Annotated in this window: 13 protein-coding genes; 8 read left to right on the top strand and 5 right to left on the bottom strand. The window is 68.4% G+C overall.

Going from position 1 to position 17263, the window contains the following annotated elements; genetic code table 11:
• The 3 genes from E1293_RS31795 to E1293_RS31805 form a co-directional block, all read right to left on the bottom strand.
• On the bottom strand, window positions 1-623 hold a 623-nt coding region (locus E1293_RS31795; protein ID WP_132201182.1), incomplete at its 3' end, for an RNA polymerase sigma factor.
• 184 nt (window positions 624-807) lie between these two features.
• Entirely contained in the window at window positions 808-1485 is a 678-nt protein-coding gene (locus E1293_RS31800; RefSeq protein ID WP_132201183.1) for a peptidylprolyl isomerase, read from the bottom strand.
• Window positions 1486-1535: 50 nt separating this feature from the next.
• A complete protein-coding gene (locus E1293_RS31805; protein WP_132201184.1) occupies window positions 1536-1877 on the bottom strand; it encodes a HEAT repeat domain-containing protein in 342 nt (113 codons plus the stop codon).
• 216 nt (window positions 1878-2093) lie between these two features.
• Between E1293_RS31805 and E1293_RS31810 the strand changes: the two genes are divergently transcribed.
• Genes E1293_RS31810 through E1293_RS31825 form a run of 4 tightly spaced genes read left to right on the top strand, consistent with a single transcriptional unit; the run spans window position 2094 to window position 6573 of the window.
• On the top strand, window positions 2094-3161 hold the full coding sequence (locus E1293_RS31810) for a hypothetical protein (protein WP_132201185.1): 1068 nt from the start codon (window positions 2094-2096) through the stop codon (window positions 3159-3161).
• A gap of 18 nt (window positions 3162-3179) precedes the next feature.
• Window positions 3180-4898 carry a type I phosphoribosyltransferase gene (locus E1293_RS31815; RefSeq protein WP_132201186.1) on the top strand — a complete coding sequence of 573 codons (1719 nt, stop codon included), beginning with the start codon at window positions 3180-3182 and terminating at the stop codon, window positions 4896-4898.
• Window positions 4899-4900: 2 nt separating this feature from the next.
• Entirely contained in the window at window positions 4901-5989 is a 1089-nt protein-coding gene (locus E1293_RS31820; protein ID WP_132201187.1) for a 5'-methylthioadenosine/S-adenosylhomocysteine nucleosidase family protein, read from the top strand.
• 14 nt (window positions 5990-6003) lie between these two features.
• Window positions 6004-6573, top strand: a complete 570-nt coding sequence (locus E1293_RS31825; RefSeq protein WP_132201188.1) for a hypothetical protein — start codon at window positions 6004-6006, stop codon at window positions 6571-6573.
• 18 nt (window positions 6574-6591) lie between these two features.
• Here the strand turns inward: E1293_RS31825 and E1293_RS31830 are convergent, their stop codons facing one another.
• Entirely contained in the window at window positions 6592-7803 is a 1212-nt protein-coding gene (locus E1293_RS31830) for an adenylate/guanylate cyclase domain-containing protein (protein WP_132201189.1), read from the bottom strand.
• 29 nt (window positions 7804-7832) lie between these two features.
• Window positions 7833-8741, bottom strand: a complete 909-nt coding sequence (locus E1293_RS31835) for a 5'-methylthioadenosine/S-adenosylhomocysteine nucleosidase family protein (protein ID WP_132201190.1) — start codon at window positions 8739-8741, stop codon at window positions 7833-7835.
• A gap of 104 nt (window positions 8742-8845) precedes the next feature.
• On the opposite strand from E1293_RS31835, the gene E1293_RS31840 reads away from it, so the two are divergent.
• The 4 genes from E1293_RS31840 (at window position 8846) to katG (ending at window position 17041) form a co-directional block, all read left to right on the top strand.
• Window positions 8846-12490, top strand: a complete 3645-nt coding sequence (locus tag E1293_RS31840; RefSeq protein ID WP_132201191.1) for an NACHT domain-containing protein — start codon at window positions 8846-8848, stop codon at window positions 12488-12490.
• Between the two features lie 172 nt (window positions 12491-12662).
• The gene (locus E1293_RS31845) at window positions 12663-14228 is read left to right on the top strand and encodes a cellulose binding domain-containing protein (protein ID WP_132201192.1); all 1566 of its coding nucleotides are present in this window, start codon (window positions 12663-12665) and stop codon (window positions 14226-14228) included.
• Between the two features lie 150 nt (window positions 14229-14378).
• Window positions 14379-14783, top strand: coding sequence for a Fur family transcriptional regulator (locus E1293_RS31850; protein WP_132201194.1), 405 nt, complete (start codon window positions 14379-14381; stop codon window positions 14781-14783).
• Between the two features lie 29 nt (window positions 14784-14812).
• Entirely contained in the window at window positions 14813-17041 is a 2229-nt protein-coding gene (gene katG / locus E1293_RS31855) for a catalase/peroxidase HPI (protein ID WP_132201193.1), read from the top strand.
• Window positions 17042-17263: the final 222 nt, after the last annotated feature.

Consider the following 17263-nt stretch of genomic DNA (forward strand, 5'->3'; position numbering starts at 1 on the left):
GGGCCGATGACCACGAGCACGCCCGATGTGGCGGCGGGTGCGCGGCCGATCTCGTCGCGTTCCTCATCGGCCGCGGCCAGCACCTGGTCGCGCAGCGGGGCGGGCGCTCCGGCGGGGGCGCGGCGGGCCAGGAGGTGCGGGAGCCGGCCCTTTTCGAACGCCGCGATGACGTCCATGTGCTTGGCGGGGTCGGCGGCGCCGCGCATGAGGGCGTCCAGGACGAGGCGCTCCAGCGCGGTGCGCGCATCGTGCAGCAGTTCGCGCACGGCGCCCGGCGAGACGCCGAGGACGCGGGAGATGTCGCGGATCCCCAGCCACTCCCCCGCGGACAGCAGCAGCGCCTCGCGGTGCTCGGGGGGCAGCGCGCCGGCCGCGTCCAGCAGCGGGTCGGTGGCCGCCTCGGCGAAGGCGGGACGGCCCTTGAACGCGCCACGCCGGGAGCAGACGTTGCGGGTCAGGCGGTGCAGCCACAGCACCGTCTCGCCGGACGGCGGGTTGCGCACCGCCTCGGTGAGGGTGTCGTTGAGCGCGCCGGCCGCGCCGTGGTCGCCGAGCAGCGACCAGCCGTGGGCGTACAGGCGGTGGGCGTGGGCGTCGTAGAGGGTTTCCAGGTCTCCGCGCATGTGACCTCCTCGTGAGGTGGCCGTGGGAGCAGCCGTTCCGAAATCGAGTATGGAGCCGGCGTACGCAGCACGCCTGGGCACGGGACCATAGTGCAAAAACGCGACGGATGAGAAGCGAATGGTGTCTTAGCGTAGCGAATCACACGCAGTGTGACGAACCGAGTGTGAATTGTCATGGCCGTTCTCAGCCCCGCACGAAGACGCGGTGGATTTTGACGGGCTTGGCGGGCGCGCCGTCCCCCGGGTCGTTCGGGCCGGGGATGATGCCGCCCTTCACGATGCGGTCGAGGACGGAAAGTCCCCGGGTGACCTTGCCCAGCACGGTGTACGCGGGCGGGATGTTCGCGTGCGAGTGGACGAGGAAGAACTGGCTGCCGTTGGTGTCCGGCCCCCAGTTGCCCATGGCGACCGTCCCGCGCGGATAGGTCTCCTCGCCGGTGAGTTCGTCGTCGAACTTGTAGCCGGGGCCGCCCTCTTCCGCCGCGTAGATGTCACCGCATTGCAGGACGCCGAGACGCTCCGAGTCGGTCAGTCGCCAGCACCGCGTGTGGTCGTAGAAGCTCTGCCGGGACAGGCTCACGAAGTTGTGCACCGCGCAGGGGGCGTTGCCCCTGTCCATCCGGATGCTGACGGGACCGAAGTTGGTGGCCAGGACGACGTCGACCTTGCCGTGGGCGCGCGCCTTGGAACGGGGAGGATGCACGGGCTTCGCGGCCGGATTGTCGGGCGTGGGGGTGAATACGCACCGGGCCTCGTTCCCGCCACCGGGACGGGACACCGGCGACGCCTGAGCGGCACCGGCCGGCACGAGCGCGGCGGTGAGGGCGGCGGCGAGGACGGGGGCGCTCCAGCGTGATCTCATAGCGCCCCACCGTAGTGATCATGTCCGCCCGCGAACAGGGCCGATGGAACCTAGGTGACCCAGCCGTCGGCGCGCGCCTCGTCGAGGACGCGCTCGGCCTCCCGGGTGTCGAGCATCTCCAGGCCGCGGACCGCCCAGAAGCGCAGGGACTCGTCCGTCCCGTCCAGCTGGTCGCGGAACACGTCCAGCGCCTTGGGCGAGCGGGCCTCGGCGATGAGTTCCAGCAGCCGGCAGCGCAGGCCGTGGTCGTCCCGGTCGGCGGCGAACTCCGCGATCAGCTCGTCGGCGCAGGTATCGGCGTGCTCGCGCAGGAAGTCGAACGCGTCGTCCCGCACCCGGACGTCCGTCCCCCGCATGCGTTCCATGGCCTGCTCGAACCACCTCCGCGACATACCCAGACCCTACCGGCTCCCCACCGACACGAGATCAACTCCCATCCGCGGCCCTAGCAGCGTTCTCACTCGCGGCGCTTTCAATCGACCGGTGCGGTGCATTCTCACCGTACCGTGACGTTTAAAGCCGTCCTCCGACGTTGTACGACAAGTCGTCCGTATGTGGTCTGACACTTCTCGGCAAACTCTGTCAAATTTGTCGCCCCCATGATACGGATGTTCTCAGCACCATCCGGCGTCATCGTCGAGCAGATAACCGCGGAGTTTGGGATGCGACCAAGACTGGATGCGGACGTCCTTAACCTACCCGCACGAGGCGTGCTCGGCGAGCTTGAGCACACGTGGCTCAACTGCGGCCCGCAATGGCTACAGCACGACCGCTACGTGCTCGACATGTCCGGTTGCACCTCCTTCGACGCCGCGGGCCTCATCTACATCCTTTCGCGACTGACCCAGCGGCGGCGCCAGGGACTGCAGACCCTGCTGCGCCTTCCAGATTCCTCCCGTGCGCTTGACCTCCTGACCAGATGGCGTTTTCAGCAAGCCGCCACGGACCTCCTGGACATCCCGTTCGACCAACTCGCGTTGCCGAACGGATCGACCATCGGTAGACCGCAGCCCGCTCGAAGTTGGACCTCTCTCGCCACCTTGCCGACCCAACTGTTTCCGATCGAGACGTTCTACCTCGACAGCAGCGAGTTCGGTCACACACTCACCGCCCATCAGGTGGAAAGGTGGCGGTCCGGCCATATCAGTGCCGTGCTACGCAAGCAGTTGTCCTCGGCGGCCTTACAGATCGGCACGCACATCATCCACGAGGCCTACAGTCTCGCCAGCCGTTCGACGGCCGGAATCATGCAGACCGCCGCCGAGTACGGAACGCCCACCGCGGTGGGCCGCCGTTCACTGGTCATCGTCTTCTGGGATGACGGCGACAGCGTTCTGGATCGGGTCTCCGTTCCGGGCGGCGGCACGGCAAGCGAGATCGTGCCGCCGATCGAGCGCGGGGGCCCGTTAAAGATCGCGGAGCGTACGGAACCACTAGACGAACGTGTGAGCACTCTCGTGGCGACGGTCAGCGGATCATCGGATCCGTCCGTCTACTCCGGATTGCGCACCCTGGGCAATACCGTCCGGGACATCTTCCGCGGCGAGGTCAGTTTCCGAACACAGAACCAGGTCATCACACTGGGGGTGCGGAAGAACCAAGTACAGACCTATCCGGAGCAGAGTCTTGATATTTGCGGCAATATTTTGATCATTGCCATTCCGTTGACCGTTTGAACTCCACGGGGACACAGCATGCCCGAGTTCGATGTTGTTCCTTTCCGGCTGGGAGCCCCCACCCCGCAACCGAAGAACCCGAAGCTGTCCAAGTTCTACGGGCAGGTGGCGGAGATGATTCTGGGCAAGGCCGTGGTGCAAGCAGAGTTTCCGCAGCGTGTCTTCGAGGTGGTCAAGTCCAAAGAGGCGGACAAGAATCCGGTAAGGATCTATGAGCGGTTATGCCAGGCTCTCGCCAAAATCAGCCCCGCAGCCGAACTAGCCATCCTGGATCTCTCCCAATGGACTGGCGCAATACCGATGATTGGCTCCATCCCCGGCAAGGCCTTCATGCACATCGCCCACGCAATCGGGGCATCGATCACCGATTGGCCCGAAGCCAGGATCCTGGCCGTGCTGCTGCCCAAGCTCCCAGAACCCGAGGATCAGGCATACCGCCAGCTCAGCACCTATATCAGGCAAGATCGGGTGATCCTTTTCTCGGACGACATGGAGACCACCTATTCTCGTGAGCCGAACATCCCCTATGGCAGCACCCTCCTGCACGTCCTCGACAATCCCCTTGAAATGCTCAAACGTAAGCTGATCATTAGACGCGGCTGGTATGCCAGGGGCCTCGATGACGTCACCAGTTCCTATGCCCGGCACTTTTTCGATGGCAGCAACTGTGGCCGGGAACTGGAACGGCTACTGGCGACCACGCTGCGCGACCCTCAACTGCATCCGGATCTCGTCGTCTACCACTCGGCCGGCTCGACATGGCTCAAGGGGCCACTGTCGACCGTCTGCCGCGACCACGACCTGAAATGCTACGAGTACGAAGAGGGAAGCCAGGAGACCGAACTGCCGGGGCAAGTCGAAAGCGCCGAAGGAAAGAGGGTCCTGCTGGTCGTTCCCGTTGTCGATACCGGCGCCACGGCTTGCCGGGTCGCGGAGCGGCTGGAGGAACTGCTCCAGCCTGCCGAGGTGCAGGTGTTGGCGGCATTGTCAACCGTCGGCAGGAAGGAGCGGATGGGCAAGCGGACGATATGCCAGGGGGCCGGGCGCTCCGCAGAATATTTTCTTCGCGTCAGGCAAGAGGATGTGCACAGCGAGGACGACGCCTGCGATCCTGTACGGATCGGCACCTCGATATCAAGGATCGACCAGGGCGACGACGGCCGGCTGAGCACCTACGAGTTCTGGGATCTCGTAAAAACGGCCGGCCTGAAAGATGAGGACGACGTTCCGCACTGGCGGCCTGCGCTGGGCAAGGTTCCGAACCTCCCGAGGATGCTTGACACCTACGGATGCTGGCTGGCGACCAAGATATGGGCCGGTGTCGCGAGGATCGTCCGTCAACTCTCGCAGGACACGGTCTTCGTGTGCCCGGGGGGCGAGCAGGGCGCTGGGAAACTCGCCCATCATCTGGAGGTCGCGACGGAGGCGCAGGTCGTGCGGATACCGCGGGATCTGGTCGATGCGGTGGCCGAACAGGCCATCGCCCCCTCCGCCACCTGGAACGCCGCATCCGCATGGTGCCAGAGGCTCCTGCCGGCCACCTCGCCATCGGTCGTCCTCTTCGACGAGTTCGTCAGATCCGGCAAGACCATGAAGGCCATGCGGGACATCCTCGAAGCAAGGGACATCCCAATTCTTGGCTCGTGCTGCCTGGTGGACTTCTCGCCGGATGAGCCGAAGCCGAACTTTCACTGCCTCTACGCGTGGAATCGACGCAGTCATCTGCCCGGGGATTGATCGTGGCCAGCCGAGTACCCACCAATGACGACGGTGTCATCCTGCTCGAACTACTCCGCCACTTCGGGCGAGGAGACCCCGACCTCACTGAGTTGATCTTCTCTGATCTCTTCTGGTCAGCGATCCGACTTGAGGATACGCAGCGGAACAGGATCCTCGCCCGCGCGGCCGTCCTCATGCAGTACGGCCGCAACGACCGTGAGATCCGCGACGGCGCCTATGCGGCGGTCGGCGATCCCATGAGGCCGGAGGGGAAGAGGAAGGCCGACCTCCTGGTGGTCACGGTCAAAGCTCCCGAACTGGACGGAGCCAGGGCCGCTTTCGGGATAGCCCAAGACGCGCCCCCCGACCACTCGGCCCGGGGCGCGGGCTTCTGGCATGTGCGGCGTGAGACACCCACCCGGTCGCTGGACATCGTCGTAACGATGAACGGGCTCTCCACGAACGCTGACATGGCGGCCTTCCTCTCGACCGTCTTCGCCGAGTACGACGTCCGGCTCTGCGTGCTCCTGGGCATGGCCGCCGGAAGAGAGGACCAGGTCGTCCTCGGCGATGTCGTGATCGCCGATCGAGTCAAGGATTTCGGCCGAAAGGTGCTCCGCCCGGAGGGCGACGAGCTCGAGCCGCGCGTTTTCCATCCGGACCGTGCGATCGTCCGCACCAATAGCAATATTCAGCCACAGCGGATGGGGTGGCACGAGTTGGTCCAGACCCGGCTGCGGGAAGCCATGGAGGCCGATATTCCCGGCCTGAGATTCCCGGCGGCGCTGGATCCCGCCGAATTCGAACCGGCGTTCCATCGCGGCACCGTGCTGGCCAGCGACCAGCTCGTCGAAGATGGCCGGCTGAGCGACCATGCCGCCCAGGCCGGGGAAAGACGCAAGCCCATCGCGGCGGAGATGGAAGCGGCCGGCTTCGCCACGGTATGCGAGGAGAACTCCGTCCTGTGGCTGGTGATCCGCGGGATCGCTGATTTCGGCCAGCCGGTCCGATCCAAGGAATGGCAATTCGTCGCGAGCCTTTCTGCCGCCACCGCCCTGGTCCTGTGGATCGATCGCAGCACCTATCTGGCTGACGGCAAGTCAACGTGATGGAAGGCGGCCTAATGGCGCTGCCCGACGAGGTGACCACCGGCAGGCTTATGCTCGCCGAATACGAGCGGATCAAAGAAGAGCAGCGCACCCGGATCGGTTTCCGAGATAATCTCCTCTACGCCACATTTGCCGCGATGGCCGGCGTCATCGCGGTCGCCGTAAGCGCCCAGATCGCCTACTACCTGCTACTTCTGCCTCCGATCTCGGCGATACTCGGATGGTCCTATCTCGTCAACGACGAAAAAATATCCTCGATCGGACGCTACGTGCGGGACGAACTCGCGCCCCGGCTGTCGGCCCACGTCGCCGGGCAGACGCCCACCCCGATGCCGGTGTTCGGCTGGGAGATCGCGCACCGCGCAGACCACCGCCGAGTGCCGCGCAAGTACCTCCAACTCGCGGCCGACCTGCTGACCTTCTGCGGGGCTCCGCTCGGCGCTCTCGTCGTCTACTGGTGCAACGGGCCGTACGAGGCGGTCCTGGTCATCGTGTCCATTGTCGAGGCGGCCGTCGTCGGACTGCTCGCCGCCCAGATCGCCGGCTACGCCGACCTCGACCGGATGGACGCGTCCGGCGGCTGAACAAGGAGTCGCTGCACGTCACAGGACGCGGGTCGTCCGTTTCGGTGCGCTGGCATCACCGATCACCTGAACGAGTTGGGTGAACAGCGGACCGGCCTCGGATGTGACGAGATAGTGCGGCATGTCGGCGCGCTCCACTCGAACCCCGTCCGGCCGCGCGGTGAACATATACGGCGAGTAGAGGACGACGGGGTCACGCGACCGCAGATCGGCGCACAGAGCGGCGATCCCCGGGAACTCGTCGGTCTGATGAACCTGCAGCCCGTTCGCGGCGCTCCCGTGGCGGTTCTTGAAGGCCCGAAACCGGTCGAGCGACCGACGGATCTTCGCGGCCAGATCCTCGTGGCGGAGCCGGGAGTAGAGCGCGGTGGCCTCGCAGTCCGGGTCGAGGAGCACGCACCGGTATACGCCGCCGCGACTGAGCAGCGCGAGGACGGCGTCACGGTAGTGGGCGGGCCGCTCCGTGGTCACCAGGTATCCGGCGCACGTGTTCAGGGCGGTACCGAAGTCCAGTACCTCGTCGACCGCGATGTCGACCAGCCTGGCCTTCTCCGGCTGGCTCGGACGTTGCGCGTAGGCGTGTAGGCGCAGGCCGCCCGCCAGGCCTGCGGTGCGAAGCCAGGCCCGCCTGCCGTGGCCGTACTCCCCGTCTGGGGACATCAGGTGAACGGTTTTGCCCTCGTACGTGCCACCAGGCTCGAACTGGTCGGCGAGGCGTCCCGCCACCCGGTGGACGTCCTCGGAAATGGTCAGGCAGTCGCGCGGTGTGACCTCCTCCAGGTGCGCGGCGAAGTTGATGTCGGGCGAGTGGATCGCGCCGGTGTCACCGTCCGGCGTGTAATGGATCGGACCTTTATGGACGGCCAGCCGCAGGTGCAGTTCCCCGCGCGCCCCGGACCGCAGCAGTTCCTCCCGCAGCTCAGGCAGATCGGCGGTCAGGATCGCCATGCCCGCCCGCAGCGCCACCTGGAGCGCCGCGCTCTCCTCCTCGTCGTGGACGACGAGGCAGCCGCCGTCGCCGCGCCAGCTCCAGAGCTCGGCCCGCTCGCAGCGGTGCTCCGCGGCGAGCTTCTCCACCCGCGCCACGATCGCGTCCCGCAGCCGGTCGAACAGGTGGGCCGCGAGGTCGCGCGGGTTGGTGCCGACGATGGTCGAGTACCCCGAGGCATCGGTGAACAGGAAGTACACGTTGTCGTAGGTGCAGCCCGGTTCGAACGAGCCGGCGCTCATGGCGCGCTCCTCACCCGGAGTGGGTCGGATCAATCCGGCGGGGCTCCCGCCGGGCGCGTGGTGATGTTCTGGACGCCTTTCTGGACGGCGTAGACCGTGCTGCCAGGTCCGGCGTCCACCGTTTGCACGGCGGTCGCCGGACGGGACGCGCCGAGCGGCCGGGACAGGTCGCCGTCTTCCGAGGCGACCAGCGCACAGTCGAGTTCCCGCAGCAACCCGACCGTGAAAGCGGCCGCATGCGCGGCGGCGAGCGGCTGCAGGCCGCCCCCGTCGCTGCGGTGCTTGTTCCCGTCGGCCTTGTCGCTGATCCCGCGGATCGTCAGGGCGCGCAGCGTACCGTCGAGGTGTGCCGCGGCGGCGGAGCCCGCGCTCTCGGTCTCGATCGCGCAGGCATCGTTGTAGTGGTGGGTGATCTGATCGCGCAGCGGCGTGTCGGACGAGTTGAGAACGATGTCCCCGGCGGCGATCGGCTTGAAATGCACGGCGGGCGCCGTCCCGTTCGGCGGCCAGGCTCCGTCCAGGTCGACCGCGCGGGCGACGTCCACCAGCACCGAATCGGCCGGATACGACTGCGGGCGCGCGTGGAACCCCGCATCGTCCTGCCTGCCGCCCTGGTAGCCGTGAATCCGGGTGCCGACGACCACGTCCCCGATGTCGATGTCCGCCTTCAGCGCTCCCGCAATGCCGACGACCAGCAGTGCGACGGGCCGGAACCATGAGGCGAGCCGTTCGGCGAGGACCGCGCTGCGCAGGTTCCCCTCGCCGGCGACCACGACCGCGACCTGCCAGGGCACTTCGTCGATTCGGCCGACCTGTGCAAACGTTCCCTTGGCATGCCAGACCCGCTCGCCGCCGCGCAGATGCCGCAGCATCTCGCGGCATTCGAGTTGCATGGGCGTCAACACCACGACGGTGCCTGTTGCCAGTTCGACGGCCACGCGAATCCCCCGGTCATCCACCGCTGCTCGATTCGGGCGCACTCCGCACGTCAACTGTATACGGCCCCACCCCGCACACCAGGCGGGTGGCGCATGATGGACGGGTGACCGAAGAGTCCCGGCCCGACGGTGTCGTCGAGCCGGCGCAGCCGACGAACGTTCAGATCGTCCGGGCCGGCCCAGGCAGCACGATCTACGTGCTGCAGGAGGGCGACATGCACGTGGGCGCCGTCACCACCCCACCGTTCACGTACGCGGACCTCCGGAAGCTGAGCGACCTCACCGCGGCCGACTGCGACCTGGTCGCCGCGCGCGACGACCAGACGCTGGTACGGCTCGGCGACGGTGTCTACGTCGAGCGGACGGTGGAGGCCCGGCTGCTCGAACTGCTCGCCAAGCCGCTGATCACATTGCTCGTCGGGGAGGCCGGTCACGGCAAGTCCACCGTGCTGTGGCATCTGCACGACCGGCTGTCCCATCTCGGCCACGCGCCGACCCTGGTACCGGCCACCGCGCTGCTGGGCGAGCCCGAGCGGCGCATCACCGTGGACATGATCGCCGAAGCGTTGCGCGATCGGCCGCCCGGAGCGCGGCCCGTGCTGCTGGTCGACACCCTCGACCTGCTGCTGCACGACACTGAGTCGCGTCGGCAAGTGGACGGACTGCTGCGGCTGGCCCGCCGGGAAAGGTTGCCTACGCTGGTGACCAGCCGTCCGGCGGAAGCCCGCTATATCGGTTCCACCGAGGACGAGGACACCGCACGGCGCGGCGAGCGCTTGCTCAGGGTGACGCTGGACTACTACGACGACCGTGAGCTCCGGGAGGCGATAACCGCCTACGCCCAGCAGTTCTACCCGGCCGAACAGGCCGGCGGGGTCGCCGCGACGCTGAAACGCGCGTCGCTGCGTGGCCTGCCGCTGCAGGAGGTGTGCCGGAATCCGCTCGCGCTGCGCCTGCTGTTCGAACTGTACGCACCCGATCGGGTTCCGCCGGACGACATCGATAGCATCGGGCTGCACGACCAGTTCTGGCTGCGCCGCGTCGTCGCCGACGACCGGGGAAGGCACACCGAGGCGGCGGCGGGGGATCTTTCCGCGGAGACGGAGGGAATCGGGCTGGCGCTACTGTCCGCCGGTTCGATCGAGTCGACGAAGCCGGAGCTCGTCAACCGCGCGGCTCCCCTCGCCGGGGCGGACGAGCCCGGCATGGAACGGGCCGTCGACATCCTGCGAGCGCGCGGTGTGCTTAAGCCGCCGCCGCGCAGCCTGCGGTTCCGGTTCTTCCACCAAACGTTCTTCGAGCATGTGGCGGCACGTTCCGTCCTCGCGTCCGGGGAGCAGGCGGCGCGCCAGCTGCTGCGCCGGGCCGAGGCCGACCCCCACGACCTGTTCTACGGGGAGGTCGCGGCGCAGTTCCTGCTGCTGGCGGACCGTCGCTCCCGGTACCTCGGGCTGCCCGCCGAGGTGCTCGGGACGTGGTTGTCGAGCGACGACCGGGGACTGCGCGTCCTCGGTGCCCGCACGTACGCGCGGATGCCGGACCCATCCGCCGACCTGCGCAGGACGGCAGCGGACATGCTCGCCGGCTGCTCCCTTGATGTCGCGCTGGACTATCTGGCCCTCCTACCGTCCGTCCACCACCGGACGTTCGAGCGGGCGGGCGCCGAGCTGGCGATCCTGTGGCGGCACGCGCTGGTGCTCCAGGGCGGGGCGGAGAGCGCCAAGGACGGCGCGTCCATGGTGCTGGCCGTCCTGGACGCGCTGGCCAGGCTGGCCGCGGGCCACCCCGACGAGGTGGCGGAGTTCCTAGCGGCCAGCGACCGGCTCGCACATTTCGAAAGCCTGCCGCTGGAGAGCCTCCGATCACGGAACAACCTCTATCTGCGGCTCCTCGAAGCGCTCTACCCGCGGGCGCCGCGCACTTGGGGGCCCGTCCTCGCACGTTTCCTGACGGAGTTCGCGAGCGGTGAGGAGGTCGACGGGGCCGCCGAGATCCTGGAGTTGGTCAGCCTGCATCCCGAAGTCATCCTGGATGACAGCTCCACCACCGCGGTCATCGCCGCCGTCCACGGCTTCTCGTCGCCGGAGAACGCGCTACGGCTGGAACTGGCGTATGTCGTATTCAGGCGCGCGTGGTTCATCGGGCTCGACGCCGGCGAATTGATACAGGCGGCGACAGCGGCCATCGCCGCCGAGGGTTGGACGACAGTCGGCCGCCGCGCGGAAGTACGGGCGCTGACCAGCGCGGCGTCCGGCTTAGACGGCATCGGTGCTCGAGACTTCCTCGACGCGATGCTCGCCGTGCGCGGAAACGTCGCGCAAGAGTGCGCGCTCACCGTCCTGGGCGAAACCCTGGCGGCAGACGATGCGGAGCCGTGCCCGCTCACGCAGTACGCACGCGAACGCGCCAAGGCCGAGCTGGCGCGCCTGCCCGCCGAGCGGGGCGCCGATGGCAACCGTCCGGTGCCGATGCTATTCGTCAACGCGCTGTACGGATCCCGGTCCAGCGGCACAGCGCTACTGACCGCACTGCCCGACCGGATACCGGACGAATGGTGGTGCGACATGGCGACGCTGATGCCGCTGCTCGTCCCCGCCGCCCTTAGCGGGCATCCGGCCGCCGTTGGGGCGCTCGGCAAGTCGCTGTCCGGCCCGGCGGGTGACAGACGGGGGCTGAAGGCGGCATTGGGCAGGCTCCGTACGGCGGCCGAAGCGGGCTCCGGCGACGCACTCGGATACCTCATCCTCCACGCGCAGAACACCAAGGATCCGACCATGTTGTCCGCGACGCTCCGGCGCCCGGCCATCACGCAGAAGCAGTTGCGAAGTCACCACGGCTCGCTCCAAGACCTCCGCCGCACCATGGTCGCGGACAGGAACCGCGGCCGTCTCGCCAAGGGCTACGATCTGTGGCGCGTGCTGATCGAAAACGGCTTGGACGATCCGCCCTCCCCTGGCGAACTCGCCCGAAGCCTCCGCGGGTCCCCCGGATATCCGCTGCTCATCGCGCTACTGGCCCTGGCGGGAAGCTGTATGCGCGACGGCGGCTGGGCCGGCGAGGACACCGGGAGCCTGGTTGAGGCGCTCGAGCCGTACATCGCACAGCGCTCCATGGCCGCCGGCCGGAAGGACACCCCGACCCGGGAGGCCGCCACGACCGAGGCCCGCGCGCGCCACCTCGTCATCGGCCTGCGGGCGCGGTACGGGAACCTTCCGCCGACCCCCGTCCAACGCCGCTCCTTCGCCGGCACCCTGCTGGAACTGATCAAGGACGCGGGCTACGACCTCTCCGACGACCTTGAACGCGACGCGCTCAGCCGGTGCGTCACCGAACTCGGACGGCTGCTCGACCGCATCGTCGACCCGGACGTCCTGCTCGACGTGATCCACGACTGCGCGCGGTGGCTGCACGACACCCAGCCGGTGGAGAGCCGGTGGCGGCGCAATGTGGCGCACGCCTGGCATCCGGCCGTCATCGCGGCGGTGGCGGCCGCGTCCCCCGCACAGTGCCGCTCGCTGGTCACCGACCTCCTGGGCACCGACCGGGAGATGGCCCGGCTCGCCGTGGCCGCGTGCGTGGACCACATCCGTCCCATCCCGGACTGGCTGCGGGCCCTCGGCCCGGTCATGCCGGATGCGATCCACAAGCGAATGCTCGCCGTGATCAGTCGCAACGCGCGCGACGGCAGCACGCGATCGCTCCCAGAACTGTACGACGCCGCACTGACCGCCCGGCGCACCCGGACCTGACGGCACAGCGCGGCCGGTCACGGGGCAATCTCCGCAATTCTCGCTCCAGGACTTGCAGGGGGGCGGGCGGGTGGTTACCGTGCAAGCAACTTGTTAGGAAAGTTTCCTATTAGAAGGGTACTTCGAGGTTCGGGGGATTCCCGCTCGTCCGCCTCTCCTCCCGGGAGTGACCTTGAGAAGAAGACTTCTCCCCGGCCTGCTGTTCACCGCCCTCTGCTCCCTCGTCCTCGCCCTGCTCGTCCCCGTCCCGGCGGGCGCCGCCGCGTCGGTGACGGCGGCCTTCGCCAAGTCCTCCGACTGGGGGTCCGGCTACGAGGGCAAGTACACGATCAAGAACGACACCGCGGCCGCCGTCTCCGGCTGGAAGGTGGAGTTCGACCTGCCGTCCGGCTCGTCGGTCGGCACCTACTGGGACGCGCTGCTCACCACGTCCGGGCAGCACGCCACGTTCACCAACCGCGAGTACAACGGCGGCGTCTCCGCCGGCGCGTCCGCCTCGTTCGGCTTCATCGTCAGCGGATCCGGGACGCCGCAGAACTGCACGATCAACGGCGCGTCCTGCACCGGCGGCGGTGACACGCAGCCCGGCGCGCCCTCCGCGCCGGGCGCACCGGCCGTGACCGCGAAGACCGACACGTCGCTGACGCTGTCGTGGTCCGCCTCGTCCGGCGACGTCACCGGGTACCGCGTCTACGAGGGGTCCGCCGTCCGGGCCACCGCGTCCGGGACGAGCACCACCCTCAGCGGGCTCACCGCCTGCTCCGACCACACCTACACGGTGAAGGCGTACAACTCGGCCGGCGAGTCGGCGGCGAGCGGTTCGGTCAGCGCCTCGACGACCGGCTGCACGAACCCGTCGGACGGCACCCGCCGTGCCGCGCCCTACCTGTACATGGGCTGGGGCGACCCGCCGAGCCCGTCCACGGTCATGAACGCGACCGGGGTCAAGTGGTTCACCATGGCGTTCATCCTGTCCACCGGCGGATGCAACCCGGGGTGGGACGGCAACCGCCCGCTCAAGGGCGGCGCGGACGAGCAGGCGATCTCGCAGATCCGCGCGGCCGGCGGCGACGTGCTGCCGTCCGTCGGCGGCTGGTCCGGCAACAAGCTCGGCCCGAACTGCGACTCGCCCGAGGCGCTCGCCGGCGCGTACCAGAAGGTCATCGACGCGTTCGGGCTCAAGGCCATCGACATCGACATCGAGAACACCGACGAGTTCGAGAACGCGGCCGTCCAGGACCGGATCCTCGGCGCCCTGAAGATCCTCAAGCGGAACAACCCGGGCCTGCAGACGATCCTGACGTTCGGCACCGCCACCAGCGGGCCGAACTACTGGGGCAAGCGGCTGATCGACCAGGCCGCGGCGCTGCAGGCGAACGTGGACGTCTTCACGATCATGCCGTTCGACTTCGGCGGCGGCTCGGACATGTACGCCAGCACCGTCAGCGCGTCCGAGGGACTGAAGACCGAACTGAAGTCGGCGTTCGGCTGGTCGGACGCCACCGCCTACGCGCACATGGGCATCTCCGGCATGAACGGCGTGTCCGACCAGCAGGAGCTCACCACGACCGCCATCTGGACGCGGGTCCGCGACTGGGCGAAGTCGAAGGGGCTCGCCCGGCTGGCGTTCTGGTCGGTCAACCGGGACCGGCCCTGCCCGGGCGGCGGCGTGACCGAGACGTGCAGCGGCACTGACCAGCAGCCCTGGGAGTTCACCAAGATCACAGCAGGTTTCTGACCGCCTCATTCCCACCGCGGCCCGCGTCCCAGCCTCCAGGGGACGCGGGCCGCACCCGTGCGCCGCGAAATCGAGGGCGTTCTTTTCTTGACTCATTCCAGAATATGGGCCAGGCTGGCCCACGTGGCAACGCCCAAGGATGTCCGGCAGATGCTGCGCGACGCCGCGCTGCGCGTGACCCGTCCCCGGGTCGCGGTGCTGACGGCGGTGCACGCGCATCCGCACGCCGACACGGACTCGATCATCCGTGCCGTGCGCATGGAGCTCCCGAAGGTGTCCCACCAGGCCGTGTACGACTCACTGCACACGCTGACGATGGCGGGTCTGGTGCGGCGCATCCAGCCGTCCGGCTCCGTTGCGCGCTACGAGTCGCGGATCGGGGACAACCACCACCACGTCGTGTGCCGGTCGTGCGGCACCATCGCCGACGTCGACTGCGCCGTCGGCGAGGTGCCATGCCTGACCGCGTCCGACGACCACGGTTTCCGGATCGACGAGGCCGAGGTCGTCTACTGGGGCCTGTGCCCCGACTGTTCAACCGCACAGAGTTCCTGACCCACCCTGCTTAGCCCTGGAGGCATCACGTGGCTGAGAACAACGACAAAGCCATCAACGAAACGAACACTGAGAGCGCCGAAGGGTGTCCGGTCGCGCACGGCCGCGCCCCGCATCCCAGCCAGGGCGGCGGCAACCGCGGCTGGTGGCCGGAGCGGCTCAACCTGAAGCTCCTCGTCAAGAACCCGCCCATGGCCAACCCCCTGGGTGAGGAGTTCAACTACGCCGAGGCGTTCGGCAGCCTCGACCTCAACGCCGTGAAGCAGGACATCGCGCACGTCCTCACGGACTCCCAGGACTGGTGGCCCGCCGACTTCGGCAACTACGGGCCGCTGCTCATCCGGATGGCGTGGCACAGCGCGGGCACCTACCGCGTCAGCGACGGCCGCGGCGGCGCCGGAGCCGGCCAGCAGCGCTTCGCGCCCCTCAACAGCTGGCCGGACAACGCGAGCCTCGACAAGGCCCGCCGCGTCCTGTGGCCGGTCAAGAAGAAGTACGGCCGGAAGATCTCCTGGGCCGACCTCATGGTCCTTTCGGGCAACGTCGCCCTGGAGACGATGGGCCTCAAGACCTTCGGCTACGCCGGTGGCCGCGAGGACGCCTGGGAGGCCGAGGAGGACGTCTTCTGGGGCCCCGAGACCGCCTGGCTCGACGACGAGCGCTACTCCGGCGAACGTGACCTGGAGAAGCCCCTCGCCGCGGTGCAGATGGGCCTCATCTACGTCAACCCGGAGGGCCCGAACGGCAACCCGGACCCGATCGCCGCGGCGCGCGACATCCGCGAGACGTTCGCCCGCATGGCGATGAACGACGAGGAGACCGTCGCGCTGATCGCCGGCGGCCACACGTTCGGCAAGACGCACGGCGCCGCCCCGGACGGCCTCGTCGGCCCCGAGCCCGAGTCCGCCCCGCTGGAGGACCAGGGCCTCGGCTGGAAGGGCGTCCACGGCACCGGCAAGGGCCGCGACTCCCACACCAGCGGCCTCGAGGTCACCTGGACGCCCACCCCCACCACGTGGGACAACAGCTTCTGGGACGTCCTCTTCGGCTACGAGTGGGAGCTGACCAAGAGCCCCGCCGGGGCCAACCAGTGGCGGCCGAAGAACGGCGGCGGGGCCAACACCGTCCCGGACCCGGAGGACGGCACGCTCAACCGCCAGCCGGAGATGCTGACGACCGACCTGTCGCTGCGCTTCGACCCGATCTACGGGCCGATCTCGCAGCGCTTCAGGGACAACCCCGACGAGTTCGCGGACGCGTTCGCCCGCGCCTGGTTCAAGCTGACCCACCGCGACATGGGCCCGGTCGAGCGCTACCTCGGCCCTGAGATCCCGTCCGAGGTCCTCGTCTGGCAGGACCCCGTCCCGGCGGTGGACCACGAGCTCGTCAACGCCGAGGACGTCGCCGCCCTCAAGGCCCGGCTCCTCGACTCCGGCCTGACGGTCTCCCAGCTGGTCGCCACCGCATGGGGGTCGGCCGCGTCGTTCCGCGGCACCGACAAGCGCGGCGGTGCCAACGGCGCCCGCATCCGGCTGGAGCCGCAGAAGAACTGGGAGGTCAACAACCCCGACGAGCTGCGGACCGTCCTGCGCACCCTGGAGCAGGTCCAGGAGGCGTGGAACGCCGAGCAGTCCGGCGGCAAGCGGATCTCCATCGCCGACCTGATCGTGCTCGGCGGGTCCGCCGCCATCGAGAAGGCGGCCAAGGACGCGGGCCACGACATCAAGGTGCCCTTCGCCCCGGGACGCACCGACGCGTCGCAGGAGCAGACCGACGTCGAGTCGTTCGAGGTGATGGAGCCGACGCACGACGGGTTCCGCAACTACCTCAAGAAGGGCAACCTGCTGCCCGGCGAGTTCCTCCTGATCGACCGGGCGAACCTGCTCACCCTGACCGCACCGGAGATGACGGTCCTCGTCGGCGGACTGCGCGTCCTCGGCGTGAACCACGACCGGTCGTCCCTGGGCGTCCTCACCGACAACCCCGGCACGCTCACGAACGACTTCTTCGTGAATCTGCTCGACATGGGCACGGTGTGGAAGCCGACGACGGACGAGTCCGTGGCCTTCGAGGGCCGCGACGCCTCCGGCAACGCCCGCTGGACCGGGAGCCGCGCCGACCTCGTGTTCGGCTCGAACTCCGAGCTCCGCGCGGTCGCGGAGGTCTACGCGAGCGACGACGCCCGCGAGAAGTTCGTCGAGGACTTCGTGGCGGCCTGGGACAAGGTGATGAACCTGGACCGCTACGACCTCACCTGACAACGACGTCCAGGCCGGCCTTCCCCACAGGCCGGCCTGGACGCCGGTTGCGGCCCACTCGCGCACAGCCCGACCGGCGAGCGCTAGTGTCTCGATCGAAAAGTTTCTTTCTGTTTGAGAGACTGGGGTATGCGAACCGCTGCCCCCTTGGCATTGCGTGATGGTGACGCGGACGAGCTGCGTCGACTTGAGTCGGCGCGCAGCGTCTCGGCGGGCCTGGCC

Origin of the sequence: Actinomadura darangshiensis (assembly GCF_004349235.1) — a bacterium.
GTDB classification, from domain to species: Bacteria; Actinomycetota; Actinomycetes; order Streptosporangiales; family Streptosporangiaceae; genus Spirillospora; species Spirillospora darangshiensis.

What these genes read in the sequence shown, in the direction of transcription:
- E1293_RS31800 (WP_132201183.1), bottom strand. Translation starts at nt 1,485, where the DNA reads ATGAGATCACGCTGGAGCGCCCCCGTCCTCGCCGCCGCCCTCACCGCC.
- E1293_RS31805 (WP_132201184.1), bottom strand. Translation starts at nt 1,877, where the DNA reads ATGTCGCGGAGGTGGTTCGAGCAGGCCATGGAACGCATGCGGGGGACG.
- E1293_RS31810 (WP_132201185.1), top strand. Translation starts at nt 2,094, where the DNA reads ATGTTCTCAGCACCATCCGGCGTCATCGTCGAGCAGATAACCGCGGAG.
- E1293_RS31815 (WP_132201186.1), top strand. Translation starts at nt 3,180, where the DNA reads ATGCCCGAGTTCGATGTTGTTCCTTTCCGGCTGGGAGCCCCCACCCCG.
- E1293_RS31825 (WP_132201188.1), top strand. Translation starts at nt 6,004, where the DNA reads ATGGCGCTGCCCGACGAGGTGACCACCGGCAGGCTTATGCTCGCCGAA.
- E1293_RS31830 (WP_132201189.1), bottom strand. Translation starts at nt 7,803, where the DNA reads ATGAGCGCCGGCTCGTTCGAACCGGGCTGCACCTACGACAACGTGTAC.
- E1293_RS31850 (WP_132201194.1), top strand. Translation starts at nt 14,379, where the DNA reads ATGCTGCGCGACGCCGCGCTGCGCGTGACCCGTCCCCGGGTCGCGGTG.